General features: G+C 71.7%; 13 protein-coding genes. 7 read left to right on the plus strand and 6 right to left on the minus strand.

The window, feature by feature from the left end; translation table 11 throughout:
- Positions 1-49: 49 nt before the first annotated feature.
- Complete coding sequence (locus ACV530_RS05365) at positions 50-832, minus strand: GOLPH3/VPS74 family protein (RefSeq protein ID WP_494331057.1); 783 nt, start codon at positions 830-832, stop codon at positions 50-52.
- Between the two features lie 259 nt (positions 833-1,091).
- Here ACV530_RS05365 and ACV530_RS05370 point away from each other — a divergent pair, with 259 nt between their 5' ends.
- The 4 genes from ACV530_RS05370 (at position 1,092) to ACV530_RS05385 (ending at position 6,751) form a co-directional block, all read left to right on the plus strand.
- On the plus strand, positions 1,092-3,251 hold the full coding sequence (locus ACV530_RS05370; RefSeq protein ID WP_494331058.1) for a D-alanyl-D-alanine carboxypeptidase family protein: 2,160 nt from the start codon (positions 1,092-1,094) through the stop codon (positions 3,249-3,251).
- A gap of 115 nt (positions 3,252-3,366) precedes the next feature.
- On the plus strand, positions 3,367-5,226 hold the full coding sequence (locus tag ACV530_RS05375) for a DUF8823 domain-containing protein (RefSeq protein ID WP_494331059.1): 1,860 nt from the start codon (positions 3,367-3,369) through the stop codon (positions 5,224-5,226).
- Positions 5,227-5,364: 138 nt separating this feature from the next.
- Complete coding sequence (locus ACV530_RS05380; protein WP_494331060.1) at positions 5,365-5,931, plus strand: GVDTG sorting domain-containing protein; 567 nt, start codon at positions 5,365-5,367, stop codon at positions 5,929-5,931.
- Positions 5,932-5,998: 67 nt separating this feature from the next.
- Positions 5,999-6,751: a class F sortase gene (locus ACV530_RS05385; RefSeq protein ID WP_494331061.1), complete on the plus strand. Its 753-nt coding sequence runs from the start codon at positions 5,999-6,001 to the stop codon at positions 6,749-6,751.
- Here the strand turns inward: ACV530_RS05385 and recQ are convergent.
- The 5 genes from recQ to ACV530_RS05410 form a co-directional block, all read right to left on the minus strand.
- Entirely contained in the window at positions 6,657-8,642 is a 1,986-nt protein-coding gene (gene recQ / locus ACV530_RS05390; RefSeq protein ID WP_494331062.1) for a DNA helicase RecQ, read from the minus strand. The two genes, ACV530_RS05385 and recQ, sit on opposite strands and share 95 nt — an antisense overlap.
- 79 nt (positions 8,643-8,721) lie before the next feature.
- A complete protein-coding gene (locus tag ACV530_RS05395) occupies positions 8,722-10,764 on the minus strand; it encodes a restriction endonuclease (protein ID WP_494331063.1) in 2,043 nt (680 codons plus the stop codon).
- Positions 10,765-10,908: 144 nt separating this feature from the next.
- Positions 10,909-12,000, minus strand: coding sequence for an FHA domain-containing protein (locus ACV530_RS05400; protein ID WP_494331064.1), 1,092 nt, complete (start codon positions 11,998-12,000; stop codon positions 10,909-10,911).
- A gap of 98 nt (positions 12,001-12,098) precedes the next feature.
- A complete protein-coding gene (locus ACV530_RS05405; RefSeq protein WP_494331065.1) occupies positions 12,099-13,343 on the minus strand; it encodes a cytochrome P450 family protein in 1,245 nt (414 codons plus the stop codon).
- 157 nt (positions 13,344-13,500) lie between these two features.
- Positions 13,501-14,202 (minus strand): hypothetical protein, encoded by a 702-nt coding sequence (locus ACV530_RS05410; protein ID WP_494331066.1) that lies wholly within the window; start codon positions 14,200-14,202, stop codon positions 13,501-13,503.
- A gap of 128 nt (positions 14,203-14,330) precedes the next feature.
- Here ACV530_RS05410 and ACV530_RS05415 point away from each other — a divergent pair, with 128 nt between their 5' ends.
- From ACV530_RS05415 to ACV530_RS05425, 3 genes are all read left to right on the plus strand, one after another.
- Complete coding sequence (locus ACV530_RS05415) at positions 14,331-15,794, plus strand: phytoene desaturase family protein (RefSeq protein ID WP_494331067.1); 1,464 nt, start codon at positions 14,331-14,333, stop codon at positions 15,792-15,794.
- Between the two features lie 383 nt (positions 15,795-16,177).
- Entirely contained in the window at positions 16,178-16,546 is a 369-nt protein-coding gene (locus ACV530_RS05420) for a hypothetical protein (protein ID WP_494331068.1), read from the plus strand.
- Positions 16,543-17,187 (plus strand): DUF5819 family protein, encoded by a 645-nt coding sequence (locus tag ACV530_RS05425; RefSeq protein ID WP_494331069.1) that lies wholly within the window; start codon positions 16,543-16,545, stop codon positions 17,185-17,187. Before ACV530_RS05420 ends, ACV530_RS05425 begins: the two co-directional genes overlap by 4 nt.
- Positions 17,188-17,189: the final 2 nt, after the last annotated feature.

Here is a 17,189-nt window from a genome sequence, read left to right on the forward strand (position 1 = left end):
GCGGATGCTCCGCGCATCGCCCGGGCCGGTCACCGGCGGCGGCCCTGCGTCACGAGGCGCCGGCGCGGGCCATCACACCCCCGCGGTGCGACGCCGGCTGAGGAACGGTTTCGGCAGATGCAACCGCGCTGCGGACGGCTGTCGTCCGGCGGTTGGAACCGCTGCTGCCTTGGCTACTCGGCACCGCAGCGGCACGCCGGGGCTGGGCGGCGGCACCGTTCTGCACGTCGAGCACGGCGTGCGCCACGAGTCCGCCCATCGGGTCGTGCCGGATCAGGTCCCGCAGCCGGGACCGTGACGAGCGCCCCTCGTTGCCGGGGTAGAGGTGCTTGCCGAGCCCGACCGCGTGGGCCAGGGCGGCGAGTGCCGCGGTCCGCGGGTCCGGCGGTACTCCGGTGCGGATCGCGCTGTCGAGCCGGGCCCTGATCTCCCGGCTGATGGCCGTGTCCGTCGCCTGGTACCGGGTCGTCGGCAGCACCCCGCACATCTGACCCGCCACGGCATGCACCATGCCGCAGCGCTCCAGGTGTGTGAGGTAGGTCTGGCGCAGCCCCAGCCGGGGCCCGCCGATCCAGTGCACGGCGCGAACCGGGCTGCCGCGGCGGCGCAGCAGCTCGAGCGCGCTGTCCAGGGTCGGATCTCCTGTGGGCCGTGGCATCACCACGGCGATACGATCCCCGTCAGGGGCTATCCGTCCGGCCAGAGCGAGCTCTACTAGCTGCGCTCCGGCGAGACCGAGGTCGAGCGACTGCGGCTGCGCCGTGGTACCCGTGGCCGGGTCCAGGGCGAGCAGCAGAAGCTCCTCCGGAATTGTTCTGCGGCTCCTGCCCATCCATGCCTCCCCGCGTGGATGAGTGACAGGGTGACCCCTCTCACATTGGTCTGTCGAGAGTGCGTGGTGGCTTCGTGTGGGAACCGGTAGGTATGTCGCATCGTCTTGCACATGGGTGAAGCCAGGCAAAGCCTCTTACCGTACGGTCGCGCGCTGGCGGGACGACGGCAGAGGACACTGGTAGACGTTGAGAACGTCCGGGCAGCGGGGCGCATGGCGCCCCGTACCGGCGTATGGCGTGGGAATCGAGGAGGCATCGGTGGCGGGCGAGTCCCCCGACATGTCGGAGCAGCGGAAGTCGTCGGGGGAGGCGGCTGGCGCCGAGCGTGACCCGAGGATCGGGGTGCTCACGGAGCGGGACCGCTCCGCGAAGCCCGCCGATGACGCCAAGGGCGCCAAGGGCGCCGATGCGGAGGAGGCTCCGGCCGAGCACTCGGCCGCGGCCGAGGAGCCGGGTGAGGTCCGCCCGGAGGGCAAGAAGACCGATGCGGATGCAAAGCCGGCGAAGCCGGCGGGTGTGCCCGCCGGTGGTGACGCCCGGCTGAAGGCCGCCGTCGCGGCGTGGGTGGCCAGCACGGAGGACGAGGCTCCCGCCGAGGGCGAGAGCGAGGGCGAGAAGGACGAGGACAAGAAGCCCGCGTCCGTCGACCAGCCGACCGCGGTGATCCCCTCGGTGGCGCCGAAGGCCGCCGACAAGGCGGAGAAGGCCGACAAGGCGGAGAAGGCGGAGAAGAAGGCCGCCGGGGGCGCTGACCAGCCCACCGCCGTCTTCGCCAAGCCGGAGGTGAAGTCCGCCGGTGCCGACCAGCCCACGCAGCTGATCAAGGCGCCGGTGGTGAAGCCCGAGCCGGAGCCGGAGCCGGAGAAGCCGAAGAGCCAGTTCGTCCCGCTGAAGACGGACGAGACCGCGCCGAAGAAGCCGGCGAAGTCGGCGAAGCCTGCCGCGCCCACGGCGCCCGCCGTGCCGGTCAAGGTCGCGCCGCCCGCTCCCGCGGCCCCGGCGAAGAAGCCGGTGTCCGAGCCGGCCGGCCCGGAGCGCACCCAGCAGACGCCGCAGCCCGCGAGCCCGGACGGGCAGCCGCAGGCTCCGCTCGATCTGCTGGCCCAGCTGACGAACACCCCGCCGCCGCCGGAGACGGCCAAGCGCACCATCGTGCGGCGTTTCAAGGTCTGGACGCCGATAGCGGCGCTCCTGGTCGTCATCTTCTGCGTGGTGCAGGCCTTCCGGCCGCTGCCCGCGACGAAGCTGGATCTGGACAAGGCGGCCGAGTTCACCTTCGGCGGCGACAAGTTCGGCATGAAGTGGCCCGACCAGGGCCAGTCCGCCGCCAAGGTGATCGGCGTCGGCAGCCTGGGCACCTACGGCGAGCAGAAGCCGCTGCCCACGGGCAGCATGGCCAAGGCGATGACGGCCTATGTGGTGCTCAAGGATCATCCGCTCAAGATGAAGCCGAACGGTCCCGAGAAGGGCGGGATGATCGAGATCGACGCCCAGACCGTGAAGGAGGGCGGCAGCAAGGACGAGTCCCGGGTGGACGGCCTCAAGGTCGGGGACAAGTACTCGCTGTACGACATGCTCCAGATGACGCTGATTCCCTCCGGCAACAACATCGCGCGCCGGCTGGCGCGTTGGGATGCCGGATCGGAGGCGGAGTTCGCCAAGAAGATGAACGCCGCCGCCAAGGAACTGGGCATGAAGCACACCACCTACACCGACCCCAGCGGTCTGGAGTCGTCCACCGTCAGCACTGCCGCGGACCAGGTGCTGCTGGCCGAGAAGATGATCAAGGACCCGGTGATCCGCTCCGTCACCACCAAGGCCCAGACGGAGGTCAGCGGCATTCCCGCCCAGCCCAGCAGCATCGCCGACCTGCTGCTGAAGGCCCAGGGTGTGCTGGGCATCAAGACCGGCTCGACCACGTCCGCCTGGGGCAACTTCATGTGGGCGGCCCGCAAGAAGTTCGGTGACCAGGAGGTGCTGATCGTCGGCACCACCATGAACCAGCGGTACAAGGGCTGGACCCCCGAGCAGCTGAAGCGCGACGACCCCCAGGCCCTGCTCAGCATGAAGTGGGCCACCCAGACCAGCTTCGAGCAGATGCAGGCGGTGCAGAACGCCCTGGAGCAGGCCACCGTGATCAAGAAGGGCCAGGTCGTCGGCTTCGTCGACGACCAGCTCGGAGGCAAGACCCCGGTGGTGGCCACCAAGGAGGTCAAGGCCTTCGGCTGGGGCGGCATGAAGGCCAAGCTCAAGCTGCACAAGCCCAAGGGCAAGGAACTGCCGCACTCGGCCAAGGCCGGTACGGCTGTCGGCGAGCTCACCGTCGGCACCGGCCCGGACGCGGTCACGGTGCCGGTGGCGCTGCAGAAGGATCTCGCCGAGCCGGGCTTCGGTTCGAAGCTGACGCGTCTGGGCTGAGGCTCCGGCTCCCGGCCCGTGCCATTCGTACGGGCCGGGAGCCGTTTCCTTGTCCGTTTCGTGGCCGGGGCCCGCACCGGCCTCGTGTTAGCGTCGCAGGGTTTTGACACGCCCAATGCGTGAAGATGGGGGAGACCTCGGGGGAAGACGGGGAGAGCCAGTGACCACCGTGGGGCCGACACGGGCCGGGAAACCGGAAGAACGGCGAGTGACTGCCGCGCGGGTGCCACACCGCTGGGGACCGTGGGCCCGAAAGGCGCTTCGCGGGCCTGTGCCGGTGACCGTTGCCGTGGCCGCCGTGCTGCATGTGCTGTGGGTGCTCGTGTTCGCCAACAGCGGCGGTGACCTCGCGGCGCAGGACGCCTGGGCGGAGTTCGCGCTCCAGCACCCGGACTCGGCGTACAACCTCGCCTGGTACGGGGGCATGCACCCGGTCTCGTACAGCGTGATCTCGCCGTATCTCATGGCCGAGTTCGGTGTGCGCACCACGATGATGGTCGCGGGCACCGTCTCCGCCGGGCTGATCGCCCTGATCCTTCAGCGCAGCCGCGTGGTCGGCCGGCCCCTGTGGCCCGCGCTCTACGGGGCGTTCGCGCTGACGTGCAACGCGCTCTCGGGCCGGGTGACGTTCGGGCTCGGCTCGATGTTCGGGCTGGCGGCGGTGGCCGTGATCTTCGCCTGGCCCTCGCAGTGGCGGGCCGAGGGCAGGTGGCGCTGGTCCCGGGCGGTGCTGGCGGCCGTGATGGCCGGCCTGGCGACGGCGTCGAGCCCGGTGGCCGGGCTGTTCGTGGGCATCGTGGCGGCGGCCCTGTGGCTGGGCCGGCGCCGGATGGCGTCGTACGCGCTGGGGCTCACCCCGGTCGCGGTGGTGGGGGTCTCGGCATGGCTGTTCCCGTTCTCCGGGCAGCAGCCGATGGGGTTCCTCTCGGCGATACTGCCGCTGCTGAGCGGCGTCTTCGGGTTCCTGTTCACGCCCCGGTCGTGGCGCACGGTGCGGATGGTGTCGGGCCTGTACGTGCTGGGGGTGCTGCTGGTCTGGCTCATCCCCTCGGAGATCGGGACGAACATCTCGCGGCTCGGCATGGTCTTCGGCGGTGTGGTGCTGGTCGCCGCGCTGACGGAGATGAAGGTTCCGCCGCGTGCGGAGCTGCTGCGCAAGGGCCGGGTCTGGACCGCGACGGTGCTGGCGTTGGTGACCATCACGACATGGCAGCTGGTCAACTCGGTCAGCGACATCATTCACACCACCCCCGCCGCCTCCTGGGCGCGTGAGCTGGCGCCGCTGGTCGACCAGCTGCAGCGGGTGGACGCCCGGCGCGGCCGGGTCGAGGTCGTTCCGGCGCGCAGCCATCGCGAGGCGTCGGCGCTGGCGCCGTACGTCAACCTGGCCCGCGGCTGGAACCGGCAGGCCGACCTCAAGCGGAACCCGCTCTTCTACCAGGACGGCCTGCTCACCCCGGACAGCTACCGGGCCTGGCTGAGCCGCTGGGCGGTGCACTACGTCGTGCTGCCCAAGGGGGAGTCGGACCACGCCGCCGTCCAGGAGGGCAAGCTGGTCGCCGCCGGCGTGCCGTATCTGCGCGAGATCTGGTCGGACGCCAACTGGCGGCTGTACGCGGTGAAGGACCCCACCCAGCTGGCCGCGCCCCCGGCCGTGGTGCTGCGCGCGGACGCGGACGAGCTGACGATCGACGTGAAGTCGACGGGCCCGGTGCTGATCCGGATCCCGTACACCCCGTGGCTGGGGCTGCTCGACGAGTCGGGCAAGCCGGTGGCACCGCCGAAGGCCGGGCCGGACGGCGAGCCGCCGGTCAATGTGAACGGCTGCCTGACCAAGGAGGTCACACAGCCGCAGGACGACCAGCCCGAGGACGACTGGACGGTGCTGCACGCCCCGCACCCCGGCAAGTACCGCATCGGCGCCCCGTACAAGCTGCCGCGCGGCACGGGCTGCCCGGACGATCTGGCGCGTTAGGCCATCCCCTTAGGTCACCCGTTCGTCACCGCGTGGCGTGCGGCGGGGCGGGAAGGCGGTTTCGCTCGAAGGAGCGCGGAACCCCCACCTGCTGCGGCACATCGGTGTGCCGCGTCCGCGCGCCACGGAGGAACGAGCATGCGTACTGCACGAGCGCTGACCGGGGCTGCACTGGCCATAGCCGCCTTCGGACTCACCTGCACCCCCGCCTTCGCCGGGGACTTCGACAAGCTGGAGATCGACCCCGGTGCGGCGCAGCCCGGTGGGACGGTCACGGTGAGCACCTCCGCCTGCGGCAAGGAGGGCGTGGGCAACGGTGACGCCAGCGCCGTCGGCGGCCCGGCCTCGTTCGAGCTCAAGTCCGGCGCCCGCAAGGAGATGTCGGTGGGCCGGTTCACGGTGCCCGAGTCGGCCAAGTCCGGCACGTACGGCATCGGCGTCCGGTGCAAGAAGAACGGCAAGGAGGCCACCGGGGACCTGGTGGTCACGACCGGTACGCCCGCGGCGAGTTCGCCGGCCGCGGCCATGCCCTCCATGCCAGCCAAGGCGGCCAGTCCTCCCCAGGGCGGGATGAAGACGGGCGTCGGTGGGACGAACGACGACTCGAGCACGGCCGAGATCGCGGCCGGTGCCGCGGTCCTGGGCACCGCGGTGGTCGGCGGCTTCTGGTTCCTGCGCCGCCGTTCCGGTGGCGGCCGGGTCTGACCGCGAGCCGGCCGGTCGCGCTCCCCGTCCCCCGGTCGCGAGGCCGGGGGACGCCGGGAGGACCCTGATGCCGCAGTTGCCCGGAACCCGCAGGGCCGCGGTGGGCGTGCTCGTCGCCGCCGCCCTGTTCACCGGTACCTGGCTCGTCGACGACGGGTCCAGGTCCCCTGCCGCGCCTCCGCAGCCCTCGCGGGCCGAGGCGTTCCCCGCGGCCGGTGCCGCCGCGTCGCGCCGGCCCGATCCGCTGGTCCGGGCGCTGCCGCCCGCCGAGCCCACCCGGATCCGCATACCCGACATACGGGTCGACGCCCCGATGACGCGGCTCGGGCTGCAGCCCGACGGCAGTCTCGCGAGCCCGCCGGAGGACGACAAGGACCTCGCGGGCTGGTACGCGGCCGGTACCGCGCCGGGTGCGATCGGCACCGCGGTCGTCGCCGGGCACGTCGACCTGGCCAGCGGGCCCGCCGTCTTCTACAGCCTCGGTGCGCTCAAGCGCGGCAGCGGCATAGAGATACAGCGCACCGACGACCGCGCCGCCGTGTTCACCGTCGACGCGATCGAGGTGTACGACCGCAAGGACTTCCCCTCGCGGAAGGTGTACGGGGCCTCCGGGCGGCCGGAGTTGAGGGTGATCACCTGCGGCGGCGGCTTCTCCCAGGAGGCCAACGCCTACCTCGGCAATGTCGTCGTCTACGCCCACCTCGTCGGGACGCGCGAGGAGCGGGTCAGTGGGCCGGAACTCCCTCTGCCGGTGCGGATTCCACTGGGTCCTGTGCTGACGGAGTATCAGATGGGGGCGCGGATTCCGGTCCGCCGCTGAGTCCGCCGCCGATCGCGGCGAGGGCGTCCAGGATCTGCTGCCCGTACTTGGCCAGCTTGTTCTCGCCCACGCCGCCGACCGTGCCCAGGGTCTCGAGGGAGTCGGGCATGGCCGTGGCGATCTCGCGCAGCGTCGCGTCGTGGAAGATCACATACGCGGGGACGCCCTGCTCCTTCGCGGTGGCCGCGCGCCAGGCGCGCAGCTCTTGGAACACCGGCACCGCCGCCTCGGGCAGGTCCGCCGGAGCCGCCTTGCCGCCGCCCTTGGCCGAGCCGCCGCTACCGCCGCTCCTCGCCGCGCGGGCCGGCTTCTCGGGCTCGCGGCGCAGCAGCACCTCGCGCCGTCTGCCGAGGACCTCGGCGCTGGCGTCGGTGAGCACCAGCGTGCCGTACTCGCCCTCCACGGTGAGCAGCCCCTCGGCGAGCAACTGCCGCACCACGGAACGCCATTCGGCGACGCTCAGCTCCGCGCCGATGCCGAAGACCGTCAGGGTGTCGTGGTCGTGCTGGATGACCTTGGCGGTCTTCTTGCCCAGCAGGATGTCGATGATCTGGCCCGCGCCGAACTTCTGCCGCCGCTCACGGGCCAGGCGGAAGACCGCCGACAGGAACTTCTGGGCGGCGATCGTGCCGTCCCAGGTGGCCGGCGGGGCCAGGCAGGTGTCGCAGTTGCCGCACGCGGTGCCCTGCTGGCCGAAGTACGCCAGCAGCCGCACCCGGCGGCACTCGACCGTCTCGCACAGCGCGAGCATCGCCTCGAGGTGGGTGGCCAGCCGGCGCCGGTGCGCGTCGTCGCCCTCGGAGCCGTCGATCATCTTGCGCTGCTGGACGACGTCCTGCAGCCCGTACGCCAGCCATGCGGTGGACGGCTGCCCGTCGCGGCCCGCGCGGCCGGTCTCCTGGTAGTAGCCCTCGACCGACTTGGGCAGGTCGAGGTGGGCGACGAAGCGGACGTCCGGCTTGTCGATGCCCATGCCGAACGCGATCGTGGCCACCATCACCACGCCGTCCTCGCGCAGGAAGCGCGACTGGTTGGCGGCGCGCACACCCGCGTCCAGCCCCGCGTGGTACGGCAGGGCCTCGACGCCGTGGTCCACGAGGAACGACGCGGTGTCCTCGACGCTCTTGCGCGACAGGCAGTAGACGACGCCCGCGTCCCCCGGGTGCTCGGTGTGGATCAGCTCCAGCAGCTGCTTGCGGGGGTCGTTCTTCGGCGCGATGCGGTACTGGATGTTCGGGCGGTCGAAGCTCGCCACGAAGTGCCGGGCCCCGGTGAGCTGGAGCCGCCCGGCGATCTCGGTGCGCGTCGCCGCGGTCGCCGTCGCCGTCAGCGCGATGCGCGGGACGTCCGGCCAGCGCTCGTGCAGCGCGGACAGGGCGAGGTAGTCGGGCCGGAAGTCGTGGCCCCACTGCGCCACGCAGTGCGCCTCGTCGATCGCGAAGACCGAGACCTTGCCCCGGTCGAGCAGGCTCATCGTCGACTCCAGCCGCAGCCGCTCCGGCGCCAGATAGAGCAGGTCCAGCTCACCGGCGAGGAACTCGGCCTCCACCATGCGGCGTTCGTCGAAGTCCTGCGTCGAGTTGAGGAACCCCGCCCGCACGCCGAGTGCGCGCAGCGCGTCCACCTGGTCCTGCATGAGGGCGATCAGCGGGGACACGACCACCCCGACCCCCGGTCTGACCAGGGCCGGAATCTGGTAGCACAGCGACTTGCCGCCACCGGTCGGCATCAGGACGAGCGCATCGCCGCCCGCGACGACGTGCTCGATGATCTCCTGCTGCTCGCCGCGGAACGCGTCGTAACCGAAGACGCGCCGCAGGACGCCCAGCGCCTCGCTGTCGCTGTGCTCGGCGGGGTTCCCGGCGGGGTCGTTCTCGGTGGGGTCGGCCATTCCGAAAGTCTACGAGGAACGGCTGACCCGCATGGGTGACCTGTGGACAGCCGAGGCGATGTGCATAACTCGGACCGCCTCAGGCCACCTCTATTCCATACTCCTGCACCAGGGCCTCCAGGCCTCCCGGGTACCCCTTGCCTCCCACCACAAAGTCCCAGTCGCCGTTGGCCCGCTTGCGGAAGGAGCCCAGGACCAGCGCGGTCTCGCCGGGGCGGCCGTCCGACACCTCCAGCTGTCCCTGCTCGGCCCCCGAGGCGTCCGAGAGCCGGATCCGGGCGTCTGTGAACAGCGACAGATCGGCCTCCGGATTGACCGCCGGGTCGATCGCCGCGGCCAGCACCAGCCGGTCGGCGGCCGCCGGCAGCGCGTCGAAGGCCACCCGGACCGCCGCCTTGTCCCCGCCCGACGGCTCCACGGCCCGTACCGTCCCGTCGGGGGTGCGCGGGTTGTTGTAGAAGACGAAGTGGTCGTCGCTCAGCACCCGTGACCCGGCACACACCAGCGCGCACACGTCCAGCGCCACACCGCCGGACCACGACATGCCCAGCACGCTGTGATCGGCGCCGGTCTCCGGCTCCGCCGTCTTCCGCGGCGCCGCGGCGCCCGGGCCCAGCCGCCCCCGCAGCCCGTGCTGTGCCAGCAGCCCCACCAGTTCCTCGCCCGGCACCAGGGTCAGCGGCTTGCCGTTGGCGAACGCGTACGAGCCCGGGCCGAACCCCGAGGTCGTCACCAGCACGCCCTTGTTCGCCCCGGCGCCCTGCACCGTGCCGAAGAGATCGCGCACGGCGGTCGGCGGCACCGTCTTGCGGTACCGCTTCACCTGCACGATGATCCGGCCGCCGCTGATCGGGTCCGGGTCCAGCGCCTCGACGTCCACGCCGCCGTCGTTCGAGCGGGTCGTCATCACGGCCTGCATGCCGCGGGCCCGGAACAGCTCCGCGACCAGTGCCTCGAACGCGATCGGGTCCATCGTGAACAGATCCGGGTCCTCGTCGTCCCCGGCGCCGTGCGAGACCACGCCCCGCCCGACCTCCTCCGGCACCCGCCCCGGGCGCACCGCCGTCCTCTGGTCGGGACGCGCCGACAGCTGCCCGCCCAGCCCGTCGACCAGACAGTCCGGCGCGCTCACCTCCTCCAGGTGCAGCGCCCCGAACGCCCCGCGGTCCGCCGTGACCGTCGCGAGGACGAGCCGGGCCCGGCGGCCTGTCGCCGGATCGCGGTCGTCCACGAAACCGTTCAGCACCACCGACACCAGCGCCCCGAACTCGTCCGCGGCGAACAGCTCCCGCACCGCCAGCAGCACGCACTGCGCCAGCACGTCGCGGTAGACCGACCGGCGCTGGGTGAGCGGGCGGGCCGTCTCCTTCTCCTGGTCCACGGCCGGCATGTACCGCACGGCCCTGGCCTCCGGCACGATCTCGAAGCCCGGCAGCTCCCAGTCCAGCACCAGCTGCTTCGCCCCCGGGTCGTAGGCCGCGCTCAGCTGGTGCGGGAAGTCCTCCGGCCACACCGTGGACGCGTACAGCGCCGCCGAGAAGTACTCCACCACCGCGTCCGGGTCGCCCTCGCGCAGCGCCGCCACCATCTCGCCGATGCCCGCGTTGTGCTGCCGGACCTGCGCGAGGCGGGCGGCCGCCCACTGGTCGTACTGCCGCCGGTACGCCTCCAGTTGCGTCAGCCGCTGCGCCTCGGCGGCCTGCGCCGCCCGGAGGTCCTGCTCGTACTGCGACCGCTGCCCGAAGCGGTACGCGCCCGGGTCCGGCATCGGCACCGGCTGCCCCAGGTGCCCCGGGCCGAACGGCTCCAGCACCTCCGACTGCGCCAGCCGCGCCGTGGTGAACGCGGCCGCCCGGCACCCGGCTCTCAGCAGTCCCTCCAGCACCGCCACCCGGGCGTCGAGCTCCTCCGTCCGCCGCCGGGCCTCGGCCTCGCGCGCCTGCCGGTACGCGGCCTTCTGCTCACGGTCGAGCCGTGCCACCTCGCGGTCGTACGCCCGCTGCTGCCGCTCCTGCTCGCGCTGCTGCTGCAGCTCGGCCCGCTGCCGCAGCTCCTGTTGCCGGTGCTGCTGCCGCTGTGCCTCGGCCCAGATGCCGATCAGTCCGTTGGAGCGACGAGTCATGGCGGATTCATGCCCTCCCCCCGAGACCGTGGCGTCCCGGAACCGCGTGCTGCACTGGCTCCATGACCAGCGGTGACCCGTCAACTCTACTGACGGGGGAACAGGTCGGCCGCCGAGGGCGAGGAGGCGGGCATCAACCCGGGCTCAGGTCATCAGCGTTGTGCGGCGCCGGGCGTCCCGCTGCCACGCGGCGGCCGTCTCCTGCGGGAAGCGCCGTCCGCCGCGGCCGAGGCGCACCCCGGTGACGAGCTCGATCTCGTCGTCCGCCCGGAAGTCGCGCCACTTGCCCTGCCGCAGATGCCGCCACGCGCCCACCCGCCCGTCGGGCTCGTGGCGGCGGATGCGACTGCCGGCGTCGCTGATGTCGCGCACGGACACCTGGCCGTCCGCGAGCCGTACTTCCAGGTGGCGGCGGCTGAGCCCGGCCTGGAGCCGCTCGGGTATCCGGCGGTGCAGGGCGATGCCCGCGGGCCCGTCGCCGGGGTCGCGGCCGATGACGGCGGTGGCGCCGTCCTCGAGCAGGAAGCGCAGGGCCTTCGGACGGCCGTCCACGAGCAGCTTCAGCTGCGCGGTGACGGTGCGCGGGCCGTCGTCGACGAGGAGGCGGCGGTGCTCCTGGCAGGTCGGCCGGCCGCCGCCGCGGAGCCTGGGCATGCGCACCGTGCCGTCCCGCGTGGCGTCATAGCGGTCACAGCCCGGCTCCGGGCAGCGCCAATTGCGGCTCAGCACCGGCTTGTTGGACCCGCTCAGCCGGCTCGGCGGCGCTGCTGCCGCGAAGACCGGGTCGCGTGCGGCGATCTCCACCGCTCCGGCCGCGGTCGCCCGCGGGGCGAGGAAGCGGGTGGTGTGGTGCGGGGCCCACGGGTGGGTGTGGCGGAACGCGTCGAAGTCGTCCCGCGAGACCACCGGGAGCCCGGTCTCACGCGCGAGTTCGAGGACGCGCGGGTCGGCGTCCGGGAAGTACTCGATCAGATCCTGCTGCCACCAGGCGCGCAGCCGCTCCGCCTCGTTCCGGTCGGCGAACGCCGCGGTGGGACGGGCGAGATTGCGGTCGGCGACGCAGTAGATCCTGACCCCCGCGTCGCCGGTGGCGCGGACGAGCGCGTCGATCACCAGCTTCAGCCGGCGCAGCGAACGGCGCACTCCCTGCGGCCCGATGGTGGTGTCCCGCACCACGCTGGACAGGTCGACGAGACAGTCCGTCTCTGTGACATCGGCGGTCAAGTGCTCTTCCACGTCTGCCTCCCCCGAGTGCGTGCGTGCGCGCTGCGTGTGCGTACGGCCGTGACCGAATCACCCACCGTAGTGGCGGCGCGCGGGCGACTGCTACCTGTTCACTTCGATTCCCAGTCGATTCCCAGCGTGACCGGCAGTGATTCCGTGCTGTTGCTGACGATCGACGGCAGGGGCGTCAGCTCCTCCTCCCGCGCCGCGGGCGCGAGCCGTGGGAAGCGCTCGAACAGGGCGGGCAGTGCGACCTCCGCCTCCTGCCGGGCGAGCGCGGCCCCGATGCAGTAGTGCGGCCCGTGGCCGAACGACAGGTGCCGTACGGCGGGACGCGCGATGTCGAACTCCTCGGCGGCGGGCCCGTGATGCTCGGGGTCGCGCCCCACCGCCGCATACGCGGCGAGGATCGCCTCCCCTCGCGGGATGACCGTACCGGCCAGCGGAATGTCGTCGGTGGCGTACCGCATGGGGAAGTACGCCACGGGGGAGTCCCAGCGCAGCGTCTCCTCGATCACGGTCGACCAGGGCAGGCGGCCCGAGGTGACGAGGGCGAGCTGCCCGGGGTTCGCGAGCAGGGCGCGGACGGCGTTGGTGACGAGATCCAGCGTGGTCTCGTGCCCGGCGCCGAGCAGGAGCAGGAGGGTACCGACGAGTTCGTCCTCGGACAGCCGGTCGCCGTTCTCACGGGCGCCGTCCTCGCGGGCCGCGATGAGTCCGGTGGTGATGTCCTCGCCGGGGTGCTCGCGCTTGTCCGCGACGAGCGCGGCGAGCAGTGCGTACATCCCGCGCCGGGTGGCCATGACCTCCTGCGGTGCGGCGGTGCTGTCGGCCAGTTTGGCCGACAGGGTACGGAAGTTGTCGTAGTCCTGGGCGGGTATGCCGAGCAGGTCGCCTATCGTCCGCATCGCGAGCGGATAGGCGAAGAGCAGACGGAGGTCGACCGGGCCGGGCGACTGTTCCGCGAGCCCGTCGAGGAGCTCCCGCACGGTCGCCTCCGTGCGGGGCCGCATCGCCTTGACCCGCCGGGGGGTGAACGCCTGGCCGACCAGGGCGCGCAGCCGCAGGTGGTTCGCGCCGTCGGCGGTGATCATGCTCGCGTTGGTGACGAACTCGATGAGCGACCAGGCCTCGGGGACGGTGCCGTCGGAGAGCGCCGGCCAGTGCCGGGGGTCCTTGGCCACGCGCGGATCGGTGAGCAACTCCTCGAGGAGCCGGTGCTGCGTGACGATCCAGGCGGGTACGCCGTCCGGGAGCGCGACGCGCACGACCGGCCCGATCGCGCGCAGCCGGCGGATCTCGCCGTGGAGATCGGCGGCGGTCGGGTCGAGGGGGATGGGCGGTGGGATGTCCATGGAGCCCTCCGGAGGGTGTTGCGTGCGTGCATGGACTCTCCATCGTGGGGGAGGGCGGGCTGTCAGGCGAGGTTGCGTGCGCAGGAGGTGAGCGGTCCGGCCAACTGGGCTGTGTCGGAAGGGGAGATGCCGGTTGTCATCTGCTGCTCCACGTATGTCACGAGAGCTTGGCGAGGTCGACACTCTGCCCGGCCGCAGGGGCGGACGCCTTGACGGGCTTCTCCCAGTCCGTGAACGTCGCCGTGACGGACTCCTTGTTCTTCTGGAAGATCCTGACGGCGCGCGGTGCGCCGGAGTCGACCACGCTGACCAGCACGGCCCCGTCCTTGGTGCTGACCGTCTCGGCCTGCCGGCCGTCCACCGCGACCGGTGAGGCCTTGGCGAAGGGGCCGGCGCCTACCTCGTCGACGAGTGTCTTGTGGATGCCCGACAGGTCGCACAGGGGCGCGATGTCGCGCATCTGCGCGTCCTGTGTACTGCCGTGCAGATAACGACCCTTGAGCTCGGCAGGCGCCTCACTGCCACCGCCGAGCTGCGTCTTCCAGAACTTGTCGTCCGGCTTGAGCCAGAGCTCCTTGCCCACCTTGATGACGTCGACGGTGCCGTCCGTGGAGACGACCCGGCCCGCGCACTTGCCGCCGCGGTCCATGGCCAGGTCGATGTCCATCGCCTTGGCGCCGGTCCGTTCCATCCGTACCCGCGCGGAGGATGCGGTCCGGATGCTGTCCACGGCCTTGCGGGACATCTCGGCCGGTGTCGTCTGCCGCTCCGACGGGCCGGCGGCACAGGCCGACGTCCCCAGGAACACTGCCAGGAGCGCTGCGGCACCGCCGTAGGTGCGTGTGTACTTCCGTGCCATCCTCCTCATCCTGCTGGCAGACGCGGGGTGACGGCCGGTGGACGGATGGCACGATGTTGCACGCCGCCGTCCGCTTGCTGACGCGGCCACGGGCCTGGGTCCCGTTCCGCGCTGGCATCGTTTCGTACATGGTGAGCGATACGGACGTGGCGATCGTCGGTACCGGCCCCAACGGCCTGGCCGCCGGGGTGACGATGGCGCGGGCCGGGCTGCGGGTCGCCCTGTACGAGCAGGCGGACGAGATCGGCGGCGGGCTGCGCAGCACGTCGCTGTTCGACGACGACATCACGCACGACATCTGCGCGGCCGTGCACCCCATGGCCGCGGCGTCCCCGTTCTTCCGCGCGTTCGATCTCCCCTCCCACGGCGTCGAGTTGCTGCACCCCGAGGTCGGCTACGCCCACCCGCTGGACCACGGACGCGCCGCGCTGGCCCACCGCGACCTGGAGGAGACGTGCGCCGGTCTCGGCCCCGACGGGCCGCGCTGGCGGAGGTTGATGCGACCGCTGCTGGACAACAGCGCCGGTGTGCTCGACATCTTCCTGTCGGATCAGCGCGCCGTGCCGCGCGACCTCAAGGCCGCTGCGGTCCTCGCCCGGCACGTCCCCGCGCACGGCACCCGGTACGCCGCGAGCGCGTTCCGTACCGAGGAGGCCCGCGCCCTGCTGACCGGCGTGGCGGCGCACGCCGTGGGACGGCTGCCGAGCCTGGCCTCGGGGGCGGTCGCGCTGCTGCTCGGCCACCTCGCCCACGGCAGCGGGTGGCCGCTGCCCCGCGGCGGCAGCGCCGTGATCGCCGAGGCGCTGGCCGCGGACATCCGCGCGCACGGCGGGGTGCTCCACACCGGGCGGCGCATCGACGACCTGCGCGAACTGGCCGGTGCCAGGGCGGTGTTGCTGGACGTGGCGCCGAAGGGCTTCGCGCGCCTCGCGCAGGGCCGGCTGCCGTCCGGGTACGCGCGCGGCCTGGCCCGCTTCCGTTACGGGCCGGGCGCCGCCAAGGCCGACTTCCTCGTCAGCGAGCCCATTCCGTGGGCGAACCCCGGCGTCGGCAGGGCGGGCACCGTGCACCTGGGCGGCACCCAGGTGCAGATGTGGCGGCAGGAGACCCGCACCGCCCAAGGCATCGCCACCGGCGAGCCGTTCGTCCTCGTCGTCGACCCGGCCGTCGCCGACCCCGGCAGGGCCCGGCCCGGCAGACGTCCGGTGTGGGCGTACGCCCATGTGCCCAACGGCGATCCCACCGACCCGGTGGAGCTGGTGCGTTCGCGCATCGAGCAGTACGCGCCCGGCTTCGGCGACACCGTCATCGCGCAACGCGGCATCAGCGCCCGCGATTACGAGCGGTACAACCCCAACTACGTGGGCGGCGACATCGGTGCCGGTGCGATGACGCTGACCCAGAGCGTGCTGCGGCCCGTCCCGCGCCTCGATCCGTACGGCACTCCGCTGAGCGGTGTGTACCTGTGTTCCGCGTCCACGCCGCCCGGGCCCGGTGTGCATGGGATGGCGGGTTATCTGGCGGCGCGCTCCGCGCTGCGGCGCGAGTTCGGTATCCGTATCCCGGCATCACCACCGGCAACTGCCCGCTGACAACTGCCCGGTGAAAAAGTCCGGACCAAAGCGGTGGCATGAAGTGGTCCTCGCCGTTCAACATGCTGCCGCGCTCCGCCCTGGAGTCCGTCCCGTGCCGCTGGCATTGTTCTTTCCACCGGTAACGGTCCGCCGAATCCGGGAGTTGCGAAGAATTTGAAGGCCCTTCAGAGGGTGTGACGCAGCACCACGGTGGCGCAATCGCGTGCCAGCCGGGGCAGCCGTGCCGCCCGCTTCTGGACTTTCCGTCATATGTGTTCAACGGGGGTGCATGAACATGGCGCAGGTTGTTCCGGCCATTTTTCCGGCTGCTCATCGAGAGCGTCGGGAAGTGAACGGCTGGCAGTGAACCGGAACCTGACAACGGAAACAGGAGAAGGAATATGAAGAAGAAGGCCATTGCAGCGGCCGGTCTCGTGCTGGGCGGTGCCGCCATGGTGCTGACCACCCAGGCCTCGGCCCAGGCGTCCGAGCCGGTCGCCAAGCCGGTCACCCCGCAGGTCGCCTCCGCGCAGGGCGTTCAGGCGCAGCCGGCCATGATCGGCGGTCTGGTGAAGGCCGCCAAGGTCGCCACCAAGGTCGGCAAGGCCGCCGAGCGCGGTTACGTCCACGTCAAGGCCGCGGCCGGCACCAAGGCCATCCGTGAGGCCGTGGGCAACATGACCAAGATCTCCAGCCTGGGCAACCTGGCCGAGAACCAGAAGGGCGCTGCCGCGGACGTCGCCTCTGCCGAGACGATCTTCGACAAGTGACGGAACACCGTTTCGCCAGAAGGGCAGTGCTGCTGGTCGGCGCTGCCCTTCTGGGCCTTTACTTCTTCCTGGCCGCCTTCTCCCAGGCCCCGCTCAGCCCGGCCAAGCTCCGGTACGCCGACAAGGTCAACGGTGTTCTCAGCCCGTATCTCTCGCAGGACTGGCAGCTGTTCGCGCCGGACCCGCTGGCCGATGACCGAGGCATTCTCGCCCGGGCTTCCTGTGTCGGCGGAAAGACCACCGGTTTCTACGACGTGACCACTCCCTTCATCCGGCGTACGCAGCGCGATCGTTTCTTTCCCTCGCGCATGTCCCGGCTCGTCTCCACCGGACTCCAGTCCCTCACCAACGCGGACCCGGTGCTGAACAGAGTGCGCGAGGAGGAAATCGAGCACAAGAAGCCCGTGCTCCCTCCGCTGCCCTTCGAGGAGCGCAGCCGCAAGGACACCATCCGCCTTCTTTCCCGTTACTCGCTCACGCAGATGCAGGACGCGTGCGACGGAAATCCGGAGAAGATCCAGGTGCGGGTGTACATACACGAACTCCGTCCGTGGTCGAAGCGGCACGACCCCGAGGCGAAGGCGAAGGAACCGGTCCGTGTCGAGGACCTGGATTGGCTGAAGGTGGGTGAACTGCGGTGAGG

The sequence above is a fragment of the Streptomyces sp. SX-6 genome, from assembly GCF_059089585.1.